The 18,558-nt window shown below is 42.0% G+C and carries 16 protein-coding genes; 8 read left to right on the top strand and 8 right to left on the bottom strand.

The annotated features are described in order from the left end of the window. The first annotated feature begins 98 nt into the window (after positions 1-98). Positions 99-812: a Sir2 family NAD+-dependent deacetylase gene (cobB, locus tag OCU87_RS09235; RefSeq protein ID WP_062690651.1), complete on the top strand. Its 714-nt coding sequence runs from the start codon at positions 99-101 to the stop codon at positions 810-812. Positions 813-838: 26 nt separating this feature from the next. Here cobB and recQ read toward each other — a convergent pair whose 3' ends face one another. From recQ to potA, 6 genes are all read right to left on the bottom strand, one after another. After that, on the bottom strand, positions 839-2,644 hold the full coding sequence (gene recQ / locus OCU87_RS09230; protein WP_261856957.1) for a DNA helicase RecQ: 1,806 nt from the start codon (positions 2,642-2,644) through the stop codon (positions 839-841). 367 nt (positions 2,645-3,011) lie between these two features. Next, positions 3,012-4,055 carry an extracellular solute-binding protein gene (locus OCU87_RS09225; RefSeq protein WP_062690652.1) on the bottom strand — a complete coding sequence of 348 codons (1,044 nt, stop codon included), beginning with the start codon at positions 4,053-4,055 and terminating at the stop codon, positions 3,012-3,014. Positions 4,056-4,284: 229 nt separating this feature from the next. Then, on the bottom strand, positions 4,285-5,316 hold the full coding sequence (locus OCU87_RS09220) for an extracellular solute-binding protein (protein ID WP_062690653.1): 1,032 nt from the start codon (positions 5,314-5,316) through the stop codon (positions 4,285-4,287). A gap of 127 nt (positions 5,317-5,443) precedes the next feature. Further along, positions 5,444-6,214 (bottom strand): spermidine/putrescine ABC transporter permease PotC, encoded by a 771-nt coding sequence (gene potC / locus OCU87_RS09215; protein ID WP_094956801.1) that lies wholly within the window; start codon positions 6,212-6,214, stop codon positions 5,444-5,446. After that, a complete protein-coding gene (gene potB / locus OCU87_RS09210; RefSeq protein WP_062690654.1) occupies positions 6,214-7,071 on the bottom strand; it encodes a spermidine/putrescine ABC transporter permease PotB in 858 nt (285 codons plus the stop codon). The genes potC and potB overlap by 1 nt, the downstream gene beginning before the upstream one ends. Then, positions 7,055-8,173, bottom strand: a complete 1,119-nt coding sequence (potA, locus tag OCU87_RS09205; protein WP_094956800.1) for a spermidine/putrescine ABC transporter ATP-binding protein PotA — start codon at positions 8,171-8,173, stop codon at positions 7,055-7,057. The genes potB and potA overlap by 17 nt, the downstream gene beginning before the upstream one ends. 370 nt (positions 8,174-8,543) lie before the next feature. Here potA and OCU87_RS09200 point away from each other — a divergent pair, with 370 nt between their 5' ends. Together OCU87_RS09200 and OCU87_RS09195 are read left to right on the top strand one after the other, a co-directional pair. Beyond that, positions 8,544-9,362 (top strand): hypothetical protein, encoded by an 819-nt coding sequence (locus tag OCU87_RS09200; RefSeq protein ID WP_062690656.1) that lies wholly within the window; start codon positions 8,544-8,546, stop codon positions 9,360-9,362. Positions 9,363-9,611: 249 nt separating this feature from the next. Then, a complete protein-coding gene (locus OCU87_RS09195) occupies positions 9,612-10,271 on the top strand; it encodes a DUF2987 domain-containing protein (RefSeq protein WP_062690657.1) in 660 nt (219 codons plus the stop codon). A gap of 115 nt (positions 10,272-10,386) precedes the next feature. Here the strand turns inward: OCU87_RS09195 and ptsG are convergent, their stop codons facing one another. After that, positions 10,387-11,826: a glucose-specific PTS transporter subunit IIBC gene (ptsG, locus tag OCU87_RS09190; protein WP_261856956.1), complete on the bottom strand. Its 1,440-nt coding sequence runs from the start codon at positions 11,824-11,826 to the stop codon at positions 10,387-10,389. Positions 11,827-12,006: 180 nt separating this feature from the next. Between ptsG and OCU87_RS09185 the strand changes: the two genes are divergently transcribed. From OCU87_RS09185 to OCU87_RS09165, 5 genes are all read left to right on the top strand, one after another. Then, positions 12,007-12,711 (top strand): response regulator, encoded by a 705-nt coding sequence (locus OCU87_RS09185; RefSeq protein WP_094956798.1) that lies wholly within the window; start codon positions 12,007-12,009, stop codon positions 12,709-12,711. 26 nt (positions 12,712-12,737) lie between these two features. Further along, positions 12,738-14,177 (top strand): ATP-binding protein, encoded by a 1,440-nt coding sequence (locus tag OCU87_RS09180; protein ID WP_261856955.1) that lies wholly within the window; start codon positions 12,738-12,740, stop codon positions 14,175-14,177. Continuing rightward, complete coding sequence (locus OCU87_RS09175; RefSeq protein WP_261856954.1) at positions 14,174-15,430, top strand: ABC transporter substrate-binding protein; 1,257 nt, start codon at positions 14,174-14,176, stop codon at positions 15,428-15,430. The genes OCU87_RS09180 and OCU87_RS09175 overlap by 4 nt, the downstream gene beginning before the upstream one ends. Before the next feature lie 224 nt (positions 15,431-15,654). After that, positions 15,655-16,887: a peptidase T gene (gene pepT, locus OCU87_RS09170; RefSeq protein ID WP_261856953.1), complete on the top strand. Its 1,233-nt coding sequence runs from the start codon at positions 15,655-15,657 to the stop codon at positions 16,885-16,887. Positions 16,888-17,014: 127 nt separating this feature from the next. Next, positions 17,015-18,219, top strand: a protein-coding gene (locus tag OCU87_RS09165) for an IS3 family transposase (protein WP_261856952.1) whose coding sequence is annotated in 2 segments (ribosomal slippage) — positions 17,015-17,402 and positions 17,402-18,219 — 1,206 coding nt in all. Because the reading frame shifts where the segments join, the coding sequence is not laid out codon by codon here. Between the two features lie 34 nt (positions 18,220-18,253). On the opposite strand, the gene OCU87_RS09160 is transcribed toward OCU87_RS09165, so the two are convergent. Continuing rightward, entirely contained in the window at positions 18,254-18,553 is a 300-nt protein-coding gene (locus tag OCU87_RS09160; protein ID WP_390960812.1) for a hypothetical protein, read from the bottom strand. Positions 18,554-18,558: the final 5 nt, after the last annotated feature.

Genomic DNA, 18,558 nt, shown 5'->3' with positions numbered 1-18,558 from the left:
TCCCTGATTTGTTAGACTATTGTCTAATACGAATTGGTTATACCCCCACTGAAAGAGTGGTATAACTAAGTAATACATGGCTGAGTAAGGATATCTGTATGCTTTTTCCCTATCAAAATATCGTTGTACTAACAGGTGCTGGAATTTCAGCTGAGAGTGGAATCCGAACTTTCCGCGACCAAGATGGCCTATGGGAGAGCCACCGTATAGAAGATGTTGCCACGCCAGAAGGGTATAAACGTGACCCTGTAATGGTTCAAAACTTTTATAATTTACGACGTCAGCAGTTAGAAGGTGGAACGGTTTCACCAAATGCAGCCCATCTCGCATTAGCGGAACTTGAAGCTAAGCTTGATGGTAAGGTGACTATTGTCACCCAGAACATTGATAACTTGCACGAAGCCGCAGGAAGTAAAAACATTATTCACATGCATGGTGAGCTGTTAAAAGCGCAGTGTAGTCAAACAGGGCAGTCTATCGAATGGACAGGGAACATCACTTTGGATGATCACTGCCACTGTTGCCAAATTCCTGCGCCTATGCGTCCAAATGTGGTTTGGTTTGGTGAGATGCCAATTGGTATGGGCGCTATCCACGAGGCACTACTCGAAGCTGATTTGTTTATCTCGATTGGTACCTCTGGGGCTGTTTATCCTGCCGCAGGCTTTGTTCACGAAGCGGCAATGCATGGAGCACACACAGTTGAATTAAACCTAGAGCCAAGCGATGTTGAAAGCGAGTTTGCTGAAAAACGCTATGGGCCTGCTTCTGAGTTAGTGCCTAAATTTGTGGCTGAGCTTCTTGAAGATTGAATGGCACCACGCTTTTTATCAGAATGTTAGCTAAGCGAATTTGAGTTTACTATTGCCAGTAACTGCTCACCATATTTACTGATTTTACTTTCACCAAAGCCAGAGATTTGACTCAGCTGCTCTAGTGTCTGTGGGCGATTTTTTGCGATGGCTTTTAAGCTGGCGTCATGGCAAATAATATAAGCAGGAACATTCTGCGCTCTTGCTAGGCTTGAACGAACGTCTTTAAGTGCTTCAAACTGCGCGGTATCCGCGGCAGAGAGGTCGATAGTTTGGCTCGATTTTGACTCTCTCTTTGGCTTGCTATTACGTAGCTCGCGCAGTTTTACGTTCTGTTCTCCTTTGAGAATAGGGCGGCACTGTGGTGTCAATTTCAAACTGTTGTAGTCTCCTTCTACGCGCAAAAAATTGCCAGCTATCAATTGGCGGAAAACCCCCTTCCATTGATTGGCATTAAGCTCCGTGCCGATACCAAATGTGGAGACTTTATCATGACCAAATCGAACCATCCGTTCATCACTTTTACCCAGTAATACATTGACGAGATACGTCACACCAAAACGTTGGTCGCAACGATAAACCGTCGAAAGTGCTTTTCGTGCAGCTTGCGTCCCATCCCATGTTTTAGGGGGTGTTAGGCAGTTATCGCAGTTCCCACAAGGTGTAGATAACGCCTCATCAAAATACGCCAGAATGGTCTGACGGCGACAAGTGACTAGCTCACAATAACCTAACAATGCATTGAGCTTTTGAATCTGTACCTGCTTGTAGGCGTCGTTTCCTTCAGAGTTTTCTACCATTTGGCGCTGCATAACCATATCTTGCATGCCGTAAGCCATCCATGCGTTAGCGGGATCGCCATCTCGACCTGCACGCCCTGTTTCTTGATAGTAGGATTCCATGCTTTTAGGCAGGCTAAGATGAGCAACAAACCGTACGTCAGGTTTGTCTATTCCCATACCAAAGGCCACTGTCGCAACGATAATAATGCCTTGTTCTCGCAAGAAACGTTGTTGGTGTTCATTACGTAATTCAACTGGCATACCTGCGTGATATGCGAGAGCGACTCGTCCTTTACTCACTAACCACTGTGCAGTTTCTTCCACTTTTTTTCGCGACAAACAATACACCACACCAGCGTCGTTGGCGTGATGTGCTGAGATGAACGACCACAAATCATTTTTGGCATTAGTGGGTTCATTTACGTGATAGCGGATGTTCGGTCGATCAAAGCTGTGCACAAAGACTTGCGCTGCATCCAAGCCTAACTGACTGATAATTTCTTGTTTGGTACGCTGATCGGCCGTGGCGGTTAGAGCGATTCTCGGTACATTTGGGAAACGTTGATGCAAGACAGAAAGCTGCTGATACTCAGGCCTAAAATCGTGTCCCCATTGGCTTACACAGTGTGCTTCATCGATGGCAAATAGTGAAATTTGGCACTGAGACAACAAGGATAGGGTAGACTCCATCATCAAACGTTCTGGTGCAATATACAAAAGTTGTATCTCTTCACGTCTGATTAAGTCTTCAATTTCACGTTGCTCATAACTGGTCAACGTAGAATTCAAGTATGCCGCAGCAACGCCAACTTGGTGCAGCGCATCTACCTGATCTTTCATCAAGGCAATCAAAGGTGAAACCACTACGCCAACCCCAGGACGAACAATAGCAGGGATCTGATAACAGAGCGATTTTCCTCCGCCTGTTGGCATCAAGGTCAGTACATCACCACCCTCAACCAAGGTCTCGATAATGGTTTGTTGTTGATGACGGAAACTATCGTAACCAAAGACTGATTTTAGAACCTCTATCGGGGTTGGACGCTGCATTATGATTATTCTCTATCGCGAAGTGGTTATCTTACTTTACAGTGGGTTGAACTTGAAATCATGGCCTGTAAGTAAAATAGAATCGGATTATATGTGTTGTTCGAGGTATTGGTGAATATCGCCAGAGTGCTGTTAAAGCCCGTAATAGCAATATCTTCAGATGATATGAGTAATTACGAATAAAGCGATAGGTGACTTTACAATGGATTTGGCTAAGTCAGATGCTATTTAACCAGAATTAGTATCAGGTTCTTGTTTGAATCGCTAATGGTGGTAATTTAAAAAAGTCCCTCATTAGAAATGAGGGACCTCTGTGCAAAAAAACAAGCTATTCGGCTGTTTTTTATATATTCAACAATACGTTAAATTACTGACCTGCTTTTAGCTTTTGGTAGTATTCTTCGTAAAGCGTATTTGCTGAACCAACGCTGTTTTGCCATTCACCAGCGTCCATCACTTCTTGAGGTGGGTAGATGCTTGGGTCATTAACAAAGTCTGCTGGAAGCTTGCCTTTTGCTGTCGCAACGGGTGTCGGGTAGCCAATCTCAAGCGCTACTTTTGCGGCATTTTCTGGGCGAAGTAAGAAGTCGATCATCTTATGAGCCGCTTCTGTATGTTTCGCTTTTTCTGGAATTGCTAGGCTATCCATCCAGAAGATTGCGCCTTCTTTTGGCCATACAATGTCAATCTCAGCACCTTCTTGGCGTGCCATGTAAGCAGAACCGTTCCAAAGCATACCTAACGATGTTTCACCCGCCATGTAAGGGTTAGCAGGGTAGTCAGAGTTGAAAACTAATACGTTTGGCATTAGCTTTTTCAATTCTTCGTAAGCCGCTTTAATTTCTGCTGGATCTTGTGTGTTGGCAGAGTAACCAAGCTTGCGTAGCGCGATGTGGAAAAACTCACGTGCGTCATCCATCATCATTAGCTGGCCTTCCCACTTAGAATCCCAGAAATCAGCCCAACCTTTTATTTCAGCTTTATCCATCATTTCAGAGTTCACACCGATACCGGTCGCACCCCAAATGTAGGGAATAGAGTAGTCGTTACTTGGATCGAAAGGTTTGTTCAGGAAGTTAGGATCTAAGTCTTTAAAGTGAGGCAGTTTACTGCGATCGATTTTTTGTAGCATGCCTTCTTCACGCATCTTAGATACGTAATAAGTTGAAGGAACGACTAGGTCATAGCCTTCACCATGAGTTTTTAATTTGGCATACATAGTTTCATTCGACTCATAAGTCGAATAAATAACTTTGATACCAGTTTCTTTGGTGAATTGCTCAAGTACTTCACTTGGAATGTATTCAGACCAATTATAGAAGTAAAGCTCTTCGTCAGCAGCAACAGCAGTGTTTGCCATCATAGCCATAGCACATACGCCACCTGCGACGAGGGAAGACCATTTTTTCATTGATATAACTCCAACTTATATAGTTTTAGGTGTTCTCGGACGGCGAAACCGTCTCTCCTTAGTGTAGATAAAATACGTAATAACGTGATAAGGGAAAAGCGGGCGAATTATAGCAGAGGGTAATGATAAAAAGGTGATTAATCACATAAAACAGTATGATATAAATGTAATAGATACAAAAAAGGCTTCCATATTTGGAAGCCTTTTGTTGCTGGAGCGCTAAGGCGGCTTATTGACCCGCTTTAAGCTCTAAGAAGTAGTTTTCGTAGCGAATGTTCATATCGCCAACAGAATCCTGCCACTCACCACGGTCAAGATCTGCTTGAGGTGGGAATAGGGTAGGATCATTTTTATATTTAGCGTTAGATTTCTCTACCGCGGTTAAGTAACCCGTTTCTTCTGAGATTTTAGCTGCTACATCTGGACGTAGTAGGAAGTCGATCATCTTATGCGCTGCTTCAACGTTTTTCGCGTTTTTCGCAATTGCTAGGCTATCAACCCAGAAGATACCGCCTTCTTTTGGCCAGATTAACTTGATTGGTAAACCTTCTTTTTGTGCTGCTGCCGCAGAACCGTTCCAAAGCATACCCAAACCAACTTCACCAGCAAGGTAAGGTGCTGCTGGGTTATCCGAGTTGAAAACCAATACGTTTGGCATTAGTTTTTCTAGCTCTTTTTTCGCTTCGTCGATTTGTTTAGGATCGGTAGTGTTACCTGAATAGCCAAGCTTACGTAATGCGATGTGGAATACTTCACGCGTATCATCCATCAGCATTAGTTGACCTTTTAGTTCTGGATTCCACAGATCTGCCCAGCTATCAAAATCTTCTGGATCGTACATATCTGTGTTTACCGCTAAACCAGTCATCGCGATAACGTGCGGAATAGAGTAGTCGTTGTTTGGATCAAAAGGTTTATCTAAGTAGTTTTTATCGAGTTCTTGGAAGTTAGATAACTTCGATTTATCGATCTTCTGTAGCATGCCTTCGTCGCGCATTTTTGCAACGAAGTAAGTTGATGGTACAACTAAATCGTAACCTTGTGGATGGGCACGTAATTTAGCGTACATTGTCTCATTCGACTCGTAAGTCGAATAAATCACTTTAATGCCTGTTTCTTTTGTGAACTGCTCGCGGAGCTCAGTAGAAATGTACGGCCCCCAGTTCATAAAGACAAGTTCCTTATCTGCAGCTGTTGCCGTGTTAGAGAACAAAGCAGCAGCACACGCAGTGCCGGCTAGAAAAGCGGACAATTTTTTCATGTTTGTATCAACTCCAAAACCTCAATGAGGTGTTAATAAAAAACAAGTGGCTCATAACGAATTATGAAGCCACTTGCATTTTCTTGGCGAATGCCAAATTTAAAGCGGTTGCCTTAGAATAGACGAATTACTTTACTTTCTCTCTTGCCAGTAGCTGCGAACAGACTACGAGTATAAGAGAAACAATTAACATCACGGTTGCTAGTGCGTTAACTTCAGGTGAAATACCTACTTTAACCATAGAGTAAATCTTCAATGGTAAAATTTCGTAAGTTGGCCCTGTCACAAATGAACTCACAATAACGTCATCAAGTGATAGGGTGAAGCTCAGTAACCAACCACCAGCGATTGCTGGTTTTGCTAGCGGTAGAATAATCTTGCTCAAAATTACCCATTCGCTTGCACCTAAATCACGTGCTGCTTCTAGCATCTTCACATCAAAACCATTTAAGCGGCTATATACTGTTACCACAACGAAGGGTAGACAGAATGTAATATGGGCTAGTAACAAGGTTAGGAACCCTAGTTCTGCACCTAACAGCAAAAATAGCGCAAGTAATGAGATTGCCATGACTATGTCTGGTGACATCATTACGATAAACAGCATGCCGTTAACAAACTTTTTGCCACGGAACTGGTAACGATAAAGAGCGACTGCCGTTAAGCTACCAATTAATGCTGCGGCTGTTGCTGAGAACACCGCGATGTTGATTGAGTGCCAAGCTGCCTGCATTAGGCTGTCATTAGTGACTAGTTGCTCATACCATTTAGTGGTAAAGCCCCCCCATTTCATACCAAATTTGCTGGCATTAAATGAGTTAACAATCAGGATGATGATTGGCATATACAAAAATGCGTATACCAAGGTCATAAAACTGAATTTAACAGAACGTCCCATTATTCCAGCTCCACTTTACGGTTCAGCAGTTTGCCTGCACGGTAGTAGGCATAAAGCATAATTGCCATGGCAGTAGTTAATGCAATACTTGTGGCTGAGCCAAACGGCCAGTCACGTGCGTTAAGAACCTGACTTTTGATAACATTACCAATCAGTAAGTTTTTCGCGCCACCAAGCAAGTCAGACACATAGAACATGCCTAATGCTGGTAGTAAGACAAGTAAACAACCTGCAATCACACCCGGCATGGTTAGTGGAATAATCACTCTAATGAACGTTTGTAGCTTACTCGCGCCTAAGTCGCGTGCTGCTTCAATATAAGTGTTGTCTAGCTTCTCTATCGCAGAGTAAAGCGGTAACACCATGAAAGGCAGCAGAATGTATACTAGGCCAACCATTACGGCATACTCGGTGTACATAATACGCAGTGGTTTATCAATAATATCGAGGTAGAGTAGGGTGTTGTTAAATACCCCACGGGTACCCAGCATGATCTTCAAACCGTAAGTACGAATTAGCGAGTTTGTCCAAAACGGTACAATCACCAAAAACAACATGAATGGACGCCATTTTTCAGGCATCTTCGCGATCACATAAGCAAACGGGTAACCAATAAGCAAGCACAGCAGTGTTGCAATGATTGCCATGTAGAACGAATGCCACATTACTTTTGCGTAAAGTGGATCGAACAAGCGGATATAGTTATCCAGCGTGAACGTCATCTCGATCAGGTTTGCTTCGTCACGAGTTAGAAAACTGGTGCCGATAATCATCAAGTTCGGGATGAAAACAAACAATAACAGCCATGAAACGATGACTGTAATGATGATATTTTGGAGATTAAGCTTCTTGTTCATCAGCCAACACCACTTCCCAGCTTTCAACCCAGGTAATAGCGACTTTCTGATCCAGTGAGTGATCTACATCAGGATCATCTTCGTTGAAGAATTCGCTAACCATAACTGACTTACCAGATTCAAGTTCAAGCACAGAATCAAGTGTCATACCTTTATAAGTACGCTCACGTACATAACCAATAATGCCGTTGGCTTTGTCACCGTTGTTCAGCTCTTCGATACGAATATCTTCAGGGCGAAGCAGTACTTTTACTTTGTCGCCTGATTGAACATCAAGTTCACAATGAACGAGTGAATCACGGCCTTCAACGTTTGCTCGAATGCGTTTTTCATCAAGACGTTCAATTACAGTGGCATCGAAAACGTTGATTTCACCAATAAAGCGGGCAACAAATAAGTTTTTCGGTTCTTCGTAAATTTCACGTGGTGAACCATCTTGTTCAATGTGACCATCACGCATAACGATAATACGGTCTGACATTGATAGAGCTTCTTCTTGATCATGGGTAACAAAAATGAATGTGATGCCCAACTTACGTTGAAGTTGTTTTAATTCAATTTGCATCTGCTTACGCAGTTTGTAATCAAGTGCTGATAAAGATTCATCAAGCAAAAGTACTTTAGGTTTATTCACGACTGCACGGGCGATAGCAACACGCTGTTGTTGTCCACCAGAAAGCTGATGAGGCTTACGCGGTGCAAACTTGTCGAGTTGAACCATACGTAATGCTTCCATCACTCTTGGTTCTATCTCGCTCTCGGCCACTTTTTGCATACGTAAACCGAACGCAACATTTTCAAACACCGTCATGTGTGGGAAAAGCGCATAACTTTGGAATACTGTATTTACATGGCGTTGTTCGGCTGGAAGCGCGGTTACATCACTATCAGCAAGAATGATCTGACCATTGTCAGCATTCTCAAATCCAGCAATTAAACGAAGTACCGTGGTTTTACCACAGCCTGAAGGGCCAAGAATGGTAAGGAATTCACCATCGTTTACGTTCAGGTCTAAGTCCGCGATGATTTGTTTGCCGTCGAAACTCTTACATAGATTCTTTAGTTGAATCACGGGTTTCTTTGAAGTGTGTGCAGCGTTCAATTTTACGTTATCTCCACCTTGGAACTTATGGGGAAGTCCCTAATATTTAGGCTAAAATTCAGGGTGCGCATGATAGACCCCTAGTCCAGCAATTTAAAGCGTTTTTTTCGTTAATTTATGAGAAAAATGTTTCCATTTAAAAGTGACTGATAAGTAACAGATATTTACACCTTCAAGATGGCTAATTATCACTATCTATCACTCAGTTTGTACAACAAATGAATACAGGTTACATAAACCGTCAACCTTGTTATTATCGGTTAATAATCGAACAATACAAACGTAGTTAATCAACTTTTTATGGCCTTTGGGTGCTTTAGGCGCTTTGGGTGCGTACAATAATGCTCCCTGATGAAAGATGTGATCTGTTATGAGTGATAAATTAAAGAAAAACTTCCACCTTGGTGGCTCGATAGACAAAGCCTTAAAAGGGGAGGCTGATTTACAAGCAGTGAGCGTGCTCCAAGAAGCATGGAAAATAACAGCGCGTCACTTTTTGACGTTTTTACCCGCAATCATCGGATTGTTTTTAGCACAAATTGCTCTGCTAATGCTGGGCCTACAAGTGCAGCTTGGTAGTCCTGCCGTTTTCTTTGATACATTTACGAATGGACAAGAAATGACAGCAGAGATCATTCAAGCTGGTTACATGTCAAACTTTTGGGCCGATGTTCTAAGTGCTCCCTTATATGTAGGGGTGAGTTTAATGGCACTTAACCATGCGGTTGGTTTGCCATCTAAGCCTAGTCATTTAGTGAAGGGGTTTCCATTCGCGCTGGTTTCGATCATTACAATGTTGCTTACATCGTCGATTCAAGGCATTGGTAGTACGCTTTTCCCGTTGATTGGTTTATTCATGTCGATGGCATTTGGCATGGCGATTATCTTAGTCTGTGAAAAACGAACAACACCACTAAAAGCCATTCAATATTCACTGATGGCCACGGTTCGTAAGTTAATGCCAATTACTGCGATTTACCTCGTTGTGATGATAATGTTTATGATTTCATTCGCGACAGCTGGCCTTGGCTTATTATGGACGATTCCTTTCTTCTTTAATGTGAAAGGGATTATTTATCGCAACTTGTTTGGTATTACTTTGCAAGTAACATCAGTGGCGAAAAAAGATGACGCCAACGATGACGAATCCACGCCACCAAGCACGAAAGGTGATGTGTTTAACGCTTAAAGACACCCCAAATAAATTAGAAGCCTCATTATATTAATGAGGCTTTTTTTATATCTATTGTTGTCTGTCTTGGGCAGAGGCTGATTGTATATGTTATTGAGAGCTGTTACGCACGATAACAGTGGGCTTAGTCTCTGAATCCAAGGGATATAACACGGTACTAATCACGCTTTTATGTGGAAAACGCAGTAACCCGTTGTAAGAGTGGTATTGTGTGAGCTGAATTATATTATGGAGCCAAGTAAAAGGATGAAGGTAAGCCATTGGCTATTAGCGGGCATGTGCGCATCAACGCTATTCATTTCTCAAGCCGCAACTGCGCAAAATATAGAATTACGCTACAGTGCATTACACGGCAAGCTTAAACAAAATATCAAAGAAGGTCACGACGACGTTCGTATCGCGTTGTACTTGGTCAATCAAGCGACAGGCAATGTCTGTGACGTTAAAAAAGGCTGGATGCAAAAAGAAGAACATTATGAAGAATTGGTGATCCCAGCCAGTAATGAACTTGTTGTTCCTGTAGATAAAAACCTTCGTCAGGCAAATCCTGATGTGACGTTTGTGATTGATGATGGCATTACATGCGATATGTCGATGCAAGTCATTGCCAATACTCAGTTTGATCAAACTATTGGTAAAGATGATATAGCAAAGTTAGTACCACAAATGAATAACATGATGTCGGATCTCGGTGGCATGTTCTCGTCTTGGTTCATGCCAAGTGTGGAAGGGGTTGTTGTTCACTTTGCTGATGTTACCAATAAACGCATTGTGACCAATAAAGACAATGCCTATACCATCAAAGATAACAAGTTAGTCCTTCAACTGAGTCAACTACAAGATAATGAACAGCTAACGTTACCTACTGTTCCTACAAAAATCACGCCTTGGCTTCCAGCACAATAAGCGCATACACAAAGGGCTTTCATTGAAAGCCCTTTTAGTTTTTAGCTAACTGCAATCTATGCGTGGTTCTAAGTGTTTTTCCTGCGCATATTATCTGTTTAGCTAATTAACGGTGTTAGCTTGCTAGTAAAACCTCATTTATTTCTGTTTTGATATTATCTGATTGCGTACCAAAGATGGCTTGTAAGTTATCACCAATCACTAATACTTCACGCGCCCCCAGCTTTTTAATATTAGCAATATCCGCTTTTTTAATGTCATGTAGTGTGACGCGTAAACGCGTAATGCAAGCATCGACATTTTTGATGTTTGCCTTGCCGCCTAACGATTCAATTAACTGCTCCGCCAGTTCAGTACCTATTTCAGCAACTTGGCTGATATCTGTGTTATCACTTTCACGCCCGGGCGTCATTAGGTTCAGTTTTCTTATTAAGATGCTAAAAACGGTGTAGTACATTAAGGCCCATAGTGGCCCAATCACAATAAATAGCCATGCATTTTTAGACAGTGGAAGATAGAGTAGGAAGTCGATAGCACCATGTGCAAACGTGACGCTGTGATGAATATCAAGTGCACTGACAAGGGCGAAACCTAACCCTGTGAAAATACAATGGATCACGTAGAGAACTGGTGCAACAAACAGGAATGAGAACTCCATAGGCTCTGTGATACCTGTTAGCCAAGAAGTCAGTGCTGCGGATGCCATGATGCCACCGACCAAGGCACGTTTTTCTTTGCGTGCTGATTTGTAAATAGCCAAACCAATAGCGGGTAGTGCCCACATTGAATACATATAGCCACCCGCTAGGTTTCCTGCTGTTGGGTCGCCTGCTAAGTAGCGCTGGATTTCACCTTTTATCACGGCGCCAGTTTCTGGGTTTACATATTCACCAACTTCAAAGAAGAAAGGGACGTTCCAAATGTGGTGAAGACCAAATGGGATAAGAGAACGTTCAACAAAGCCATAGATACCAAACGCAAGAGTCGGGCTTTGGTAGGCTGCCCAATGCGAAAATGCGTTAATTAAATTACCAACTGGGGGCCATACGTAGCTCATGACAATACCAAGGCCAATAGCGCTGAGCCCGGTTACTATTGGTACGAAACGTTTTCCCGCAAAGAAACCTAAGTATTCAGGTAACCGAATATTGTAGAAACGCTTATACATAACAGATGCGATTGCCCCAATCGCGATACCGCCAAATACTCCTGTGTTAATGGTTGGAATACCAATGACCATTGCAGTTTCGATACCGTGAAGCTTCGCCATGACGCCCATGGTCGCCGTCAATATAGCAAAACCAACGGTTGCGGCCAAAGCGGCGACACCGTCATTATCGCTTAATCCTAATGCTACACCAATCGCGAAAATTAGCGCCAAATTACTGAATACAGCATCACCAGACATGGCCATAATTTCTGACACTAAATCAGGCAACCAAGTGAAATTTGCAGAGCCTATACCAAGCAATAAACCCGCAATAGGTAATACGGCCACAGGTAACATCAGTGACCGACCAATCCGTTGTAACAGACCAAAAATAGCGCTGAACATAGGTACATTCCTTATATGTTTAATTCAGCACCTACATTAACGAAATATTTTCGAGCGAAGGTTAAATATCATTATCCGTTTGTAATAGAACGCTTACAAATCAGTGCTGCGTATATCTCGCTATCAATAAGTGCAGTCGATATAATGTTTCTATATAAAAGTGAGAGGTCGTGAAAGTAAATGGAAAGCAAATCAATATTAGTTGTCGATGACAATGAAGAAATTAGAGATGCTTTAAGCGAATATCTTACTCGTGCTGGTTTCTGTGTATTTGTCGCTGAGGACGGTGATGAAATGTGGAAACAGTTAAATCAACATGAAATGAACCTCATCATTTTAGATATTATGTTGCCAGGGGATGATGGTCTCACTCTATGTGGTAAAATTAGGCTAACGTCTCATGTGCCTATAATTATGCTGACCGCAGTAACAGATGAAATCGATCGGATTGCAGGGCTAGAGATTGGCGCAGATGACTACATAACCAAAACATTCAGTCCTCGCGAGCTACTAGCTAGAATTAAAGCTTTGTTACGCCGTACTCAATTTACCTCTGATATTCCCCTTAATCGTAAAATACGCTTTCTTGATTGGTCTTTTGACACAGTAAAACGTCAGCTTAATCATATCGCTGGCGATAGCATCAAATTATCAGGCTCCGATTACTCTTTATTGCTGATGATGTTACAAAACCCCAATAAGTTATTGAGCCGTGATGATATTGCTCAGTGTTTGTGGGGGCGAGATGCCGATCCTTTTGAGCGCGGTATCGATGTGCAAATGAGCCGCCTTCGTAAACACCTTCACGATATTGAACGTTCGATTATTGTCAGCATACGTAACAAAGGTTATATGTTTGCCGTTGACGATATTCAGGATGTTTAATTTGATTGAAAATAAGACAATTTAAAATGAAATCATCTTATTTTAAGTCGATTACCTTTCGATTTAGTGTCGCATTGCTGGTTATTATTACGGTAGCAGAATTAGTTGCAGGGGCTATTTGGTTCTATGCCAGCAAATTAGATAAAGAAGAAACCGCGAAGGATACGTTAACCAGTTTATCAAGCTCTATTACTGATACTTTTTCTTACTTTCAATCTTTACCCATTAATTATCGACACTTAATTCTAAATCAACTCAGAGAAGCCGGTGGGACTCGATTCTTTATTTCCATCAATAACACCTTGCTAGATATTGAAAACTTAGACTCATTAACGTTTGCACCTTGGCTCAGCGATTTCACTGAAGTAGCCTTAAAAGAAACGTTACCGCATCATTCTAACATTCAGGTATCGATCACTCGACGAGAAGACATCAAATTATTTAATAGTGGCGTAAAGCTCACTGAGCTGCCTGTTATTTGGAGCAAGTATGGATTGTCATTAAGTGAGCTGGATTTACCCATCGTTGTTGTTCAAATCGAAATGGCAAAAGGAGAGTGGTTTTATATCGCGTCAGTGATCCCCCTTTCTTTTTCTGCACTAACAACCCAGTTCATTGACCATCGCCAGTTGCTTTTCTTAGCAATCACGACAGTATTGCTGATGATTTGTACCACATTATTGCTACAACGAGAGTTTCGACCAATAAAAGCACTCGCAAAATCAGCAACCTTAATGGGGTCAACATTTCACATTACCGAGCTAAAAGAAGAAGGTAGTAATGAAACGCAAGCTGCAATTCATGCTTTTAATAAAATGAACCGTCGAATTCAAGCGTACATGGCCGATCGCGACATGTTATTCAGTGCGATTTCACATGATTTAAAAACACCACTCGCGTGTTTGAAATTCAGAACAGAAATGCTTGATGATGAGAATGCCAAACTGCGTTTCGAAAAGTTACTCAATGAAATGGACACCATGTTACATGGCGCATTACGTTGCATGAAAGACACTGATACACACGAGATGCCAATAGAGGTCGATCTTAAGCAGTTGTTGCTTGACTGCGCTGAAGACTATAACCACGAAATTATACAAGTGGAGATACAAGCACAGTCATCAGTTTATTACCTTGTTAAGCCAGTTACGCTTAAACGCTGCATTACAAACATTATCGATAATGGGGTGCGTTACGGTGATCACGTAGTCGTTGATATTGATACAGAATCAACACCAGAAAGTGTGCTGATTGTTATTCGTGATTATGGTGATGGCTTAACGCAGCAGCAAATAGAAAAAGCATTTGAGCCGTACTATCGTGCTGGTCGTAAAGATCTGGCTGGGTCGGGGTTAGGGTTAACAATTTCAAGAAGTATTGCGCGTTCACAGGGCGGTGATTTACGTATTCGTAATCACCATGAATGTGGCTTAGAAGTGCAAATAGCATTACCGAGAAAAATATGAAGAAGCTGATATTACTCGCAGGCTTGTATTCTAGTTCATTATTAGCTGCATCTGCACAAGGCCAACAAGAGCTGCATTTTTTACATTGGTGGACATCTACTGGGGAAGTGCAATCGGCAAATTTGGTGAAAACCGAGTTAGCAAAGCACCAGATTAAAGTTGTAGATGTGCCAGTACGGGGAGGTGGAGGTACGCCAGCAAAATCAATTCTCCAAGCCCGTGCTATTGCTGGCAATCCACCTGAGTTAGCACAGATAGAAGGCCCTGCGATCAAAGCATGGGCGACCTTAGGTTTTTTACATCCGCTGACTTCACTGGCTAAAGAACAGCAGTGGGAAGAGACTTTATACCCATTTGTTCGCTCTATTCAGCAATACAACGGTGACTATTACGCGATACCTGTCACCGTTCACCGTTTAAACTGGATGTGGGTTAACCACAATAAGCTCGCTGAATATCAACAAACAGTGCCACAAACATGGGAACAATTGATTACGGTATTTAACGCACTGAAACAAAAAGGAGTCATGCCACTAGCCATAGGGAACGAACCTTGGCAGGTAGGGCAGTTATTTGAAAACATAGCCTTTAGTATCGGTGGACAGGCGTTTTATCAAAAAGCGTTTATTGAACTCGATGCTGACGCGCTAAGTAGCCCATCAACCTATGAGGCACTTAGCAAGTTTCGTCAGATCAGCAATATTATTGGAGGTAAGCTAATAGAGCAACGCTGGGATCAAGCATCGCAGTCATTGCTACGCGGTGACAGCGTGTTCCAGATTTCAGGTGATTGGGTAGCCGGTGAGTTAATGTCAACAACAGGGGAGTTCCCTGATTCTATTTCTTGTTATCCAACGCCATCCAAGACTGCGAGCTTTCTTTATAACATTGACAGCTTTGCCTTCTTTAATAGTGCGCAGCTTTCTGAAACAGAAGCGTTGAAGGTTGCGGGTATATTATCAAGCAAGCAGTTTCTACATGACTTTAATCTTAAAAAAGGCTCAATTCCCACACGAAAAGACATCGAGTTAACAGGCTATAACCAATGTGCAGTCAAGTCACAACAAGATCTTCAGCAAGCGATCCAGACGGGTAATGTTATGCCGAGTATTGTTGATTCGATGGCGGTGAGTCCACTCATTCAAAAAGCGGCTCTTAATGAGTTATTCCGATTTTTTAACGATCCGACAGTCACTACTGATGATGTAATTTTACATCTTCAAAATGTCAGTAAAACCGGAATAGCGTTCTAATATCGGACTAAATATTAAAAAGGTGCATATTTATGCGAATTTTAATGCGCGCAAATATGGTGTAACACATTAATCAATAAGAACTTTTTATTTAAAGTGTGCTCTGTGTTTAATTTTTGCAGGTTTTTTTTATATAAAACTGACACATCTCAATGTTCATATTTACTTAAGTTTTAGTATGGTCACTTCGAATTCTGATACATATTGAAACATAAGAGCGGGACATGGATAAATTAATTGAGCGTTTTTTACGATACGTTAGCTTTGAAACTCAATCTAACCCTTCAGTTGCGCACTGCCCAAGTACGGCTTGCCAACTAGTGCTTGCTGAGCAATTAAAGCGTGAACTAGAAGAGCTAGAGCTTTGCGATGTAACCTTAGACGAACACGGTTACTTAATGGCACGCTTACCATCAAATGTTGATTTCCCAGTGCCAGCAATTGGCTTTATTGCTCACATGGATACAGCACCTGATGCATCTGGTAAAGATGTTAAGCCACAGATCGTTGAAGATTACAAAGGTGGCGATATCGCTTTAGGCATTGGCGATGAAGTGCTTTCTCCTATTCAGTACCCAGACCTAAATAAGTTACATGGTCACAATATCATCACAACAGATGGTACTACGCTTCTTGGTGCGGACAATAAAGCTGGCGTTGCTGAAATCATTACGGCGATTGCTCATCTGAAAGCGAACCCAAGTATTCCACATGGTGATATTTGCATTGGTTTCACACCTGATGAAGAAATTGGTCGTGGCGCAAACCTTTTTGACGTTGAAAAATTCAATGCTGAATGGGCTTACACTATTGATGGCGGTCCAATTGGTGAACTAGAGTACGAGAACTTTAACGCAACTTCGGCAGATGTAATTTGCCATGGCGTTAACGTTCACCCAGGTACGGCAAAAGGCAAAATGGTTAATGCGATGAATATCGCAGCGCAATTCCAGTTAATGATGCCAGCAGAAGAAACGCCAGAGTGCACAGAAGGGTACGAAGGTTTTTACCATTTGAAATCAATGGAACCTGCAGTTGCTAAAACAGAATTAGGCTACATTATTCGCGACTTTGATCGTGAAGGATTAAAGCAGCGTAAAGCGTTCATGCAGCAAAAGGTGGACGAGCTAAACAGCCGTTTAACAAAAGGCCGCGTAGAGCTGCAATTAACAGATAGCTACTACAACATGCGTGAAATGGTAGAGCCACATCCACACATCATTGAATACGCAAAAGAAGCAATGATTGCGTGTGATGTTAAGCCTGACATTAAACCGATTCGCGGCGGCACCGATGGCGCACGTTTGTCATTTAAAGGTCTACCTTGCCCGAATATTTTCACTGGCGGTTATAACTTCCACGGTATTCATGAGTTTATTACGATTGAAGGCATGGAATTAGCGGTTAAAGTGATTGTTCAGCTAGTTCAAACAACGGCAAGCAAATACAGCAAGTAAACTATTGATTCAATAGTTTAAATTGGTATTACACATAGAAAAAAGAGAGCTTTGAAAGCTCTCTTTTTTTATTATGTACCGTCCTAAATATGGTTGACACATTTCCAACATGAAATTGGAGAGTGTCATGAAAACAACAAGTAGACGTACTCAACGAGATTATTCTCTTGCCTTTAAATTGGCAGTCGTAAGCCAAGTTGAAAAAGGCGAAATGACTTATAAGCAAGCTCAAGAGCGTTATGGGATCCAAGGTCGCTCTACCGTTTTAGTTTGGCTTCGCAAACATGGTCAACTAGATTGGTCTAAAGGAATAGAACAATCGAGAGCGTTAGGAGCGACTATGTCAAACCCTTCCTCAACTCAAACCCCAGAGCAACGAATCAAAGAACTCGAGCAGCAATTGGAAGAGACTCAGCTCAAAGCTGAGTTCTTTGAAGCGGTAGTAAAAGTCATGGATCGAGATTTCGGTGTCCGAATCTCAAAGAAGCGCAAGGCCGAGTTATTAAGGAAAAAACGGTCAGAAAGTTGACCGTCACTAAAGCTTGTCACTTCATAGGTATTACACGACAAGCCTTCTACAAGCGCTGTGTTGCAGAAATTCATCAAACAAAGAAAGATGAATCAGTACTCGGTTTCGTGAAGGATCAAAGGATGATGCACCCTCGTATAGGGACTCGTAAGATCAAGTATTTACTTGCTCAGAACGATATTGAAATCGGGCGAGACCGCTTATTCTCTCTGTTGAGAATGAATCGATTATTAGTGCAAAATCGAAGGGCTTATCATCGAACCACAAACAGTAATCATCGCTTTTACTGCCATCCAAATCGAATCAAAGAAGGCTTAATACCGGAAAGACCAGAGCAATTATGGGTTGCCGATATTACTTATCTAGCAACGCGACGTGGTAGTACTTATCTCAGTTTAGTGACGGACGCTTACTCAAGAAAAATCGTGGGCTATCACATAGGTGATGATATGAAAGCTCGCACGGTCAAGCAGGCCTTTTTAAACGCGTTGAAAGAGCGGAAGAATACAGGTGAGCTTGTTCATCACTCAGATCGAGGTGTTCAGTACTGCTCTGTTGAATACCAAGAGTTGCATCGACAGTATGATGTATCTTGCTCAATGACTGATGGCTATGACTGTTATCAGAATGCGTTGGCAGAGAGGATCAACGGAATACTGAAGATGGAGTATCTGTTGAATAAGCCGAATGATTTAGATGAAGCAAAGAAAATGGTCGCCGAATCAGTAAAAATCTATAATGAATATAGGCCTCACACAGCTCTAAAATACAAAACGCCCGATGAAATACATCGAGCGTTTTAGTCAATCAAGTGTCAACCCATATCAGGACGGGTCATTATTTCTTTAGCTCGTTTTCAGATATCTTCGCTAAATCTTCAATTTCTTGGTGCTTACCTAAGCTATCAACAACCCAATCGTTTAGGTGTTTTAAAATCGCAGTAACAGCCTGCGTTTTTGTGCCATGTTCACCAGCGTTAACATCTAGCTGTTCTTTGGCATGTAAACCCGTTTGATCTTCAGCAATGTGTAGCCACTCAGGGTGCCAGTAGTAACTGTGGCCATCTTGAGTCATCCAGTTGTGAACGCCGCTGCTTTCACCTTTATAATCTAAATCGTGTGCTTTGTATGGCATGATAATCC

The sequence above is a fragment of the Photobacterium sanguinicancri genome (assembly GCF_024346675.1).
Lineage (GTDB): Bacteria > Pseudomonadota > Gammaproteobacteria > Enterobacterales > Vibrionaceae > Photobacterium > Photobacterium sanguinicancri.
Note: the sequence above shows the minus strand (reverse complement) of the source record. Positions and strands in the feature narration are given on the sequence as shown.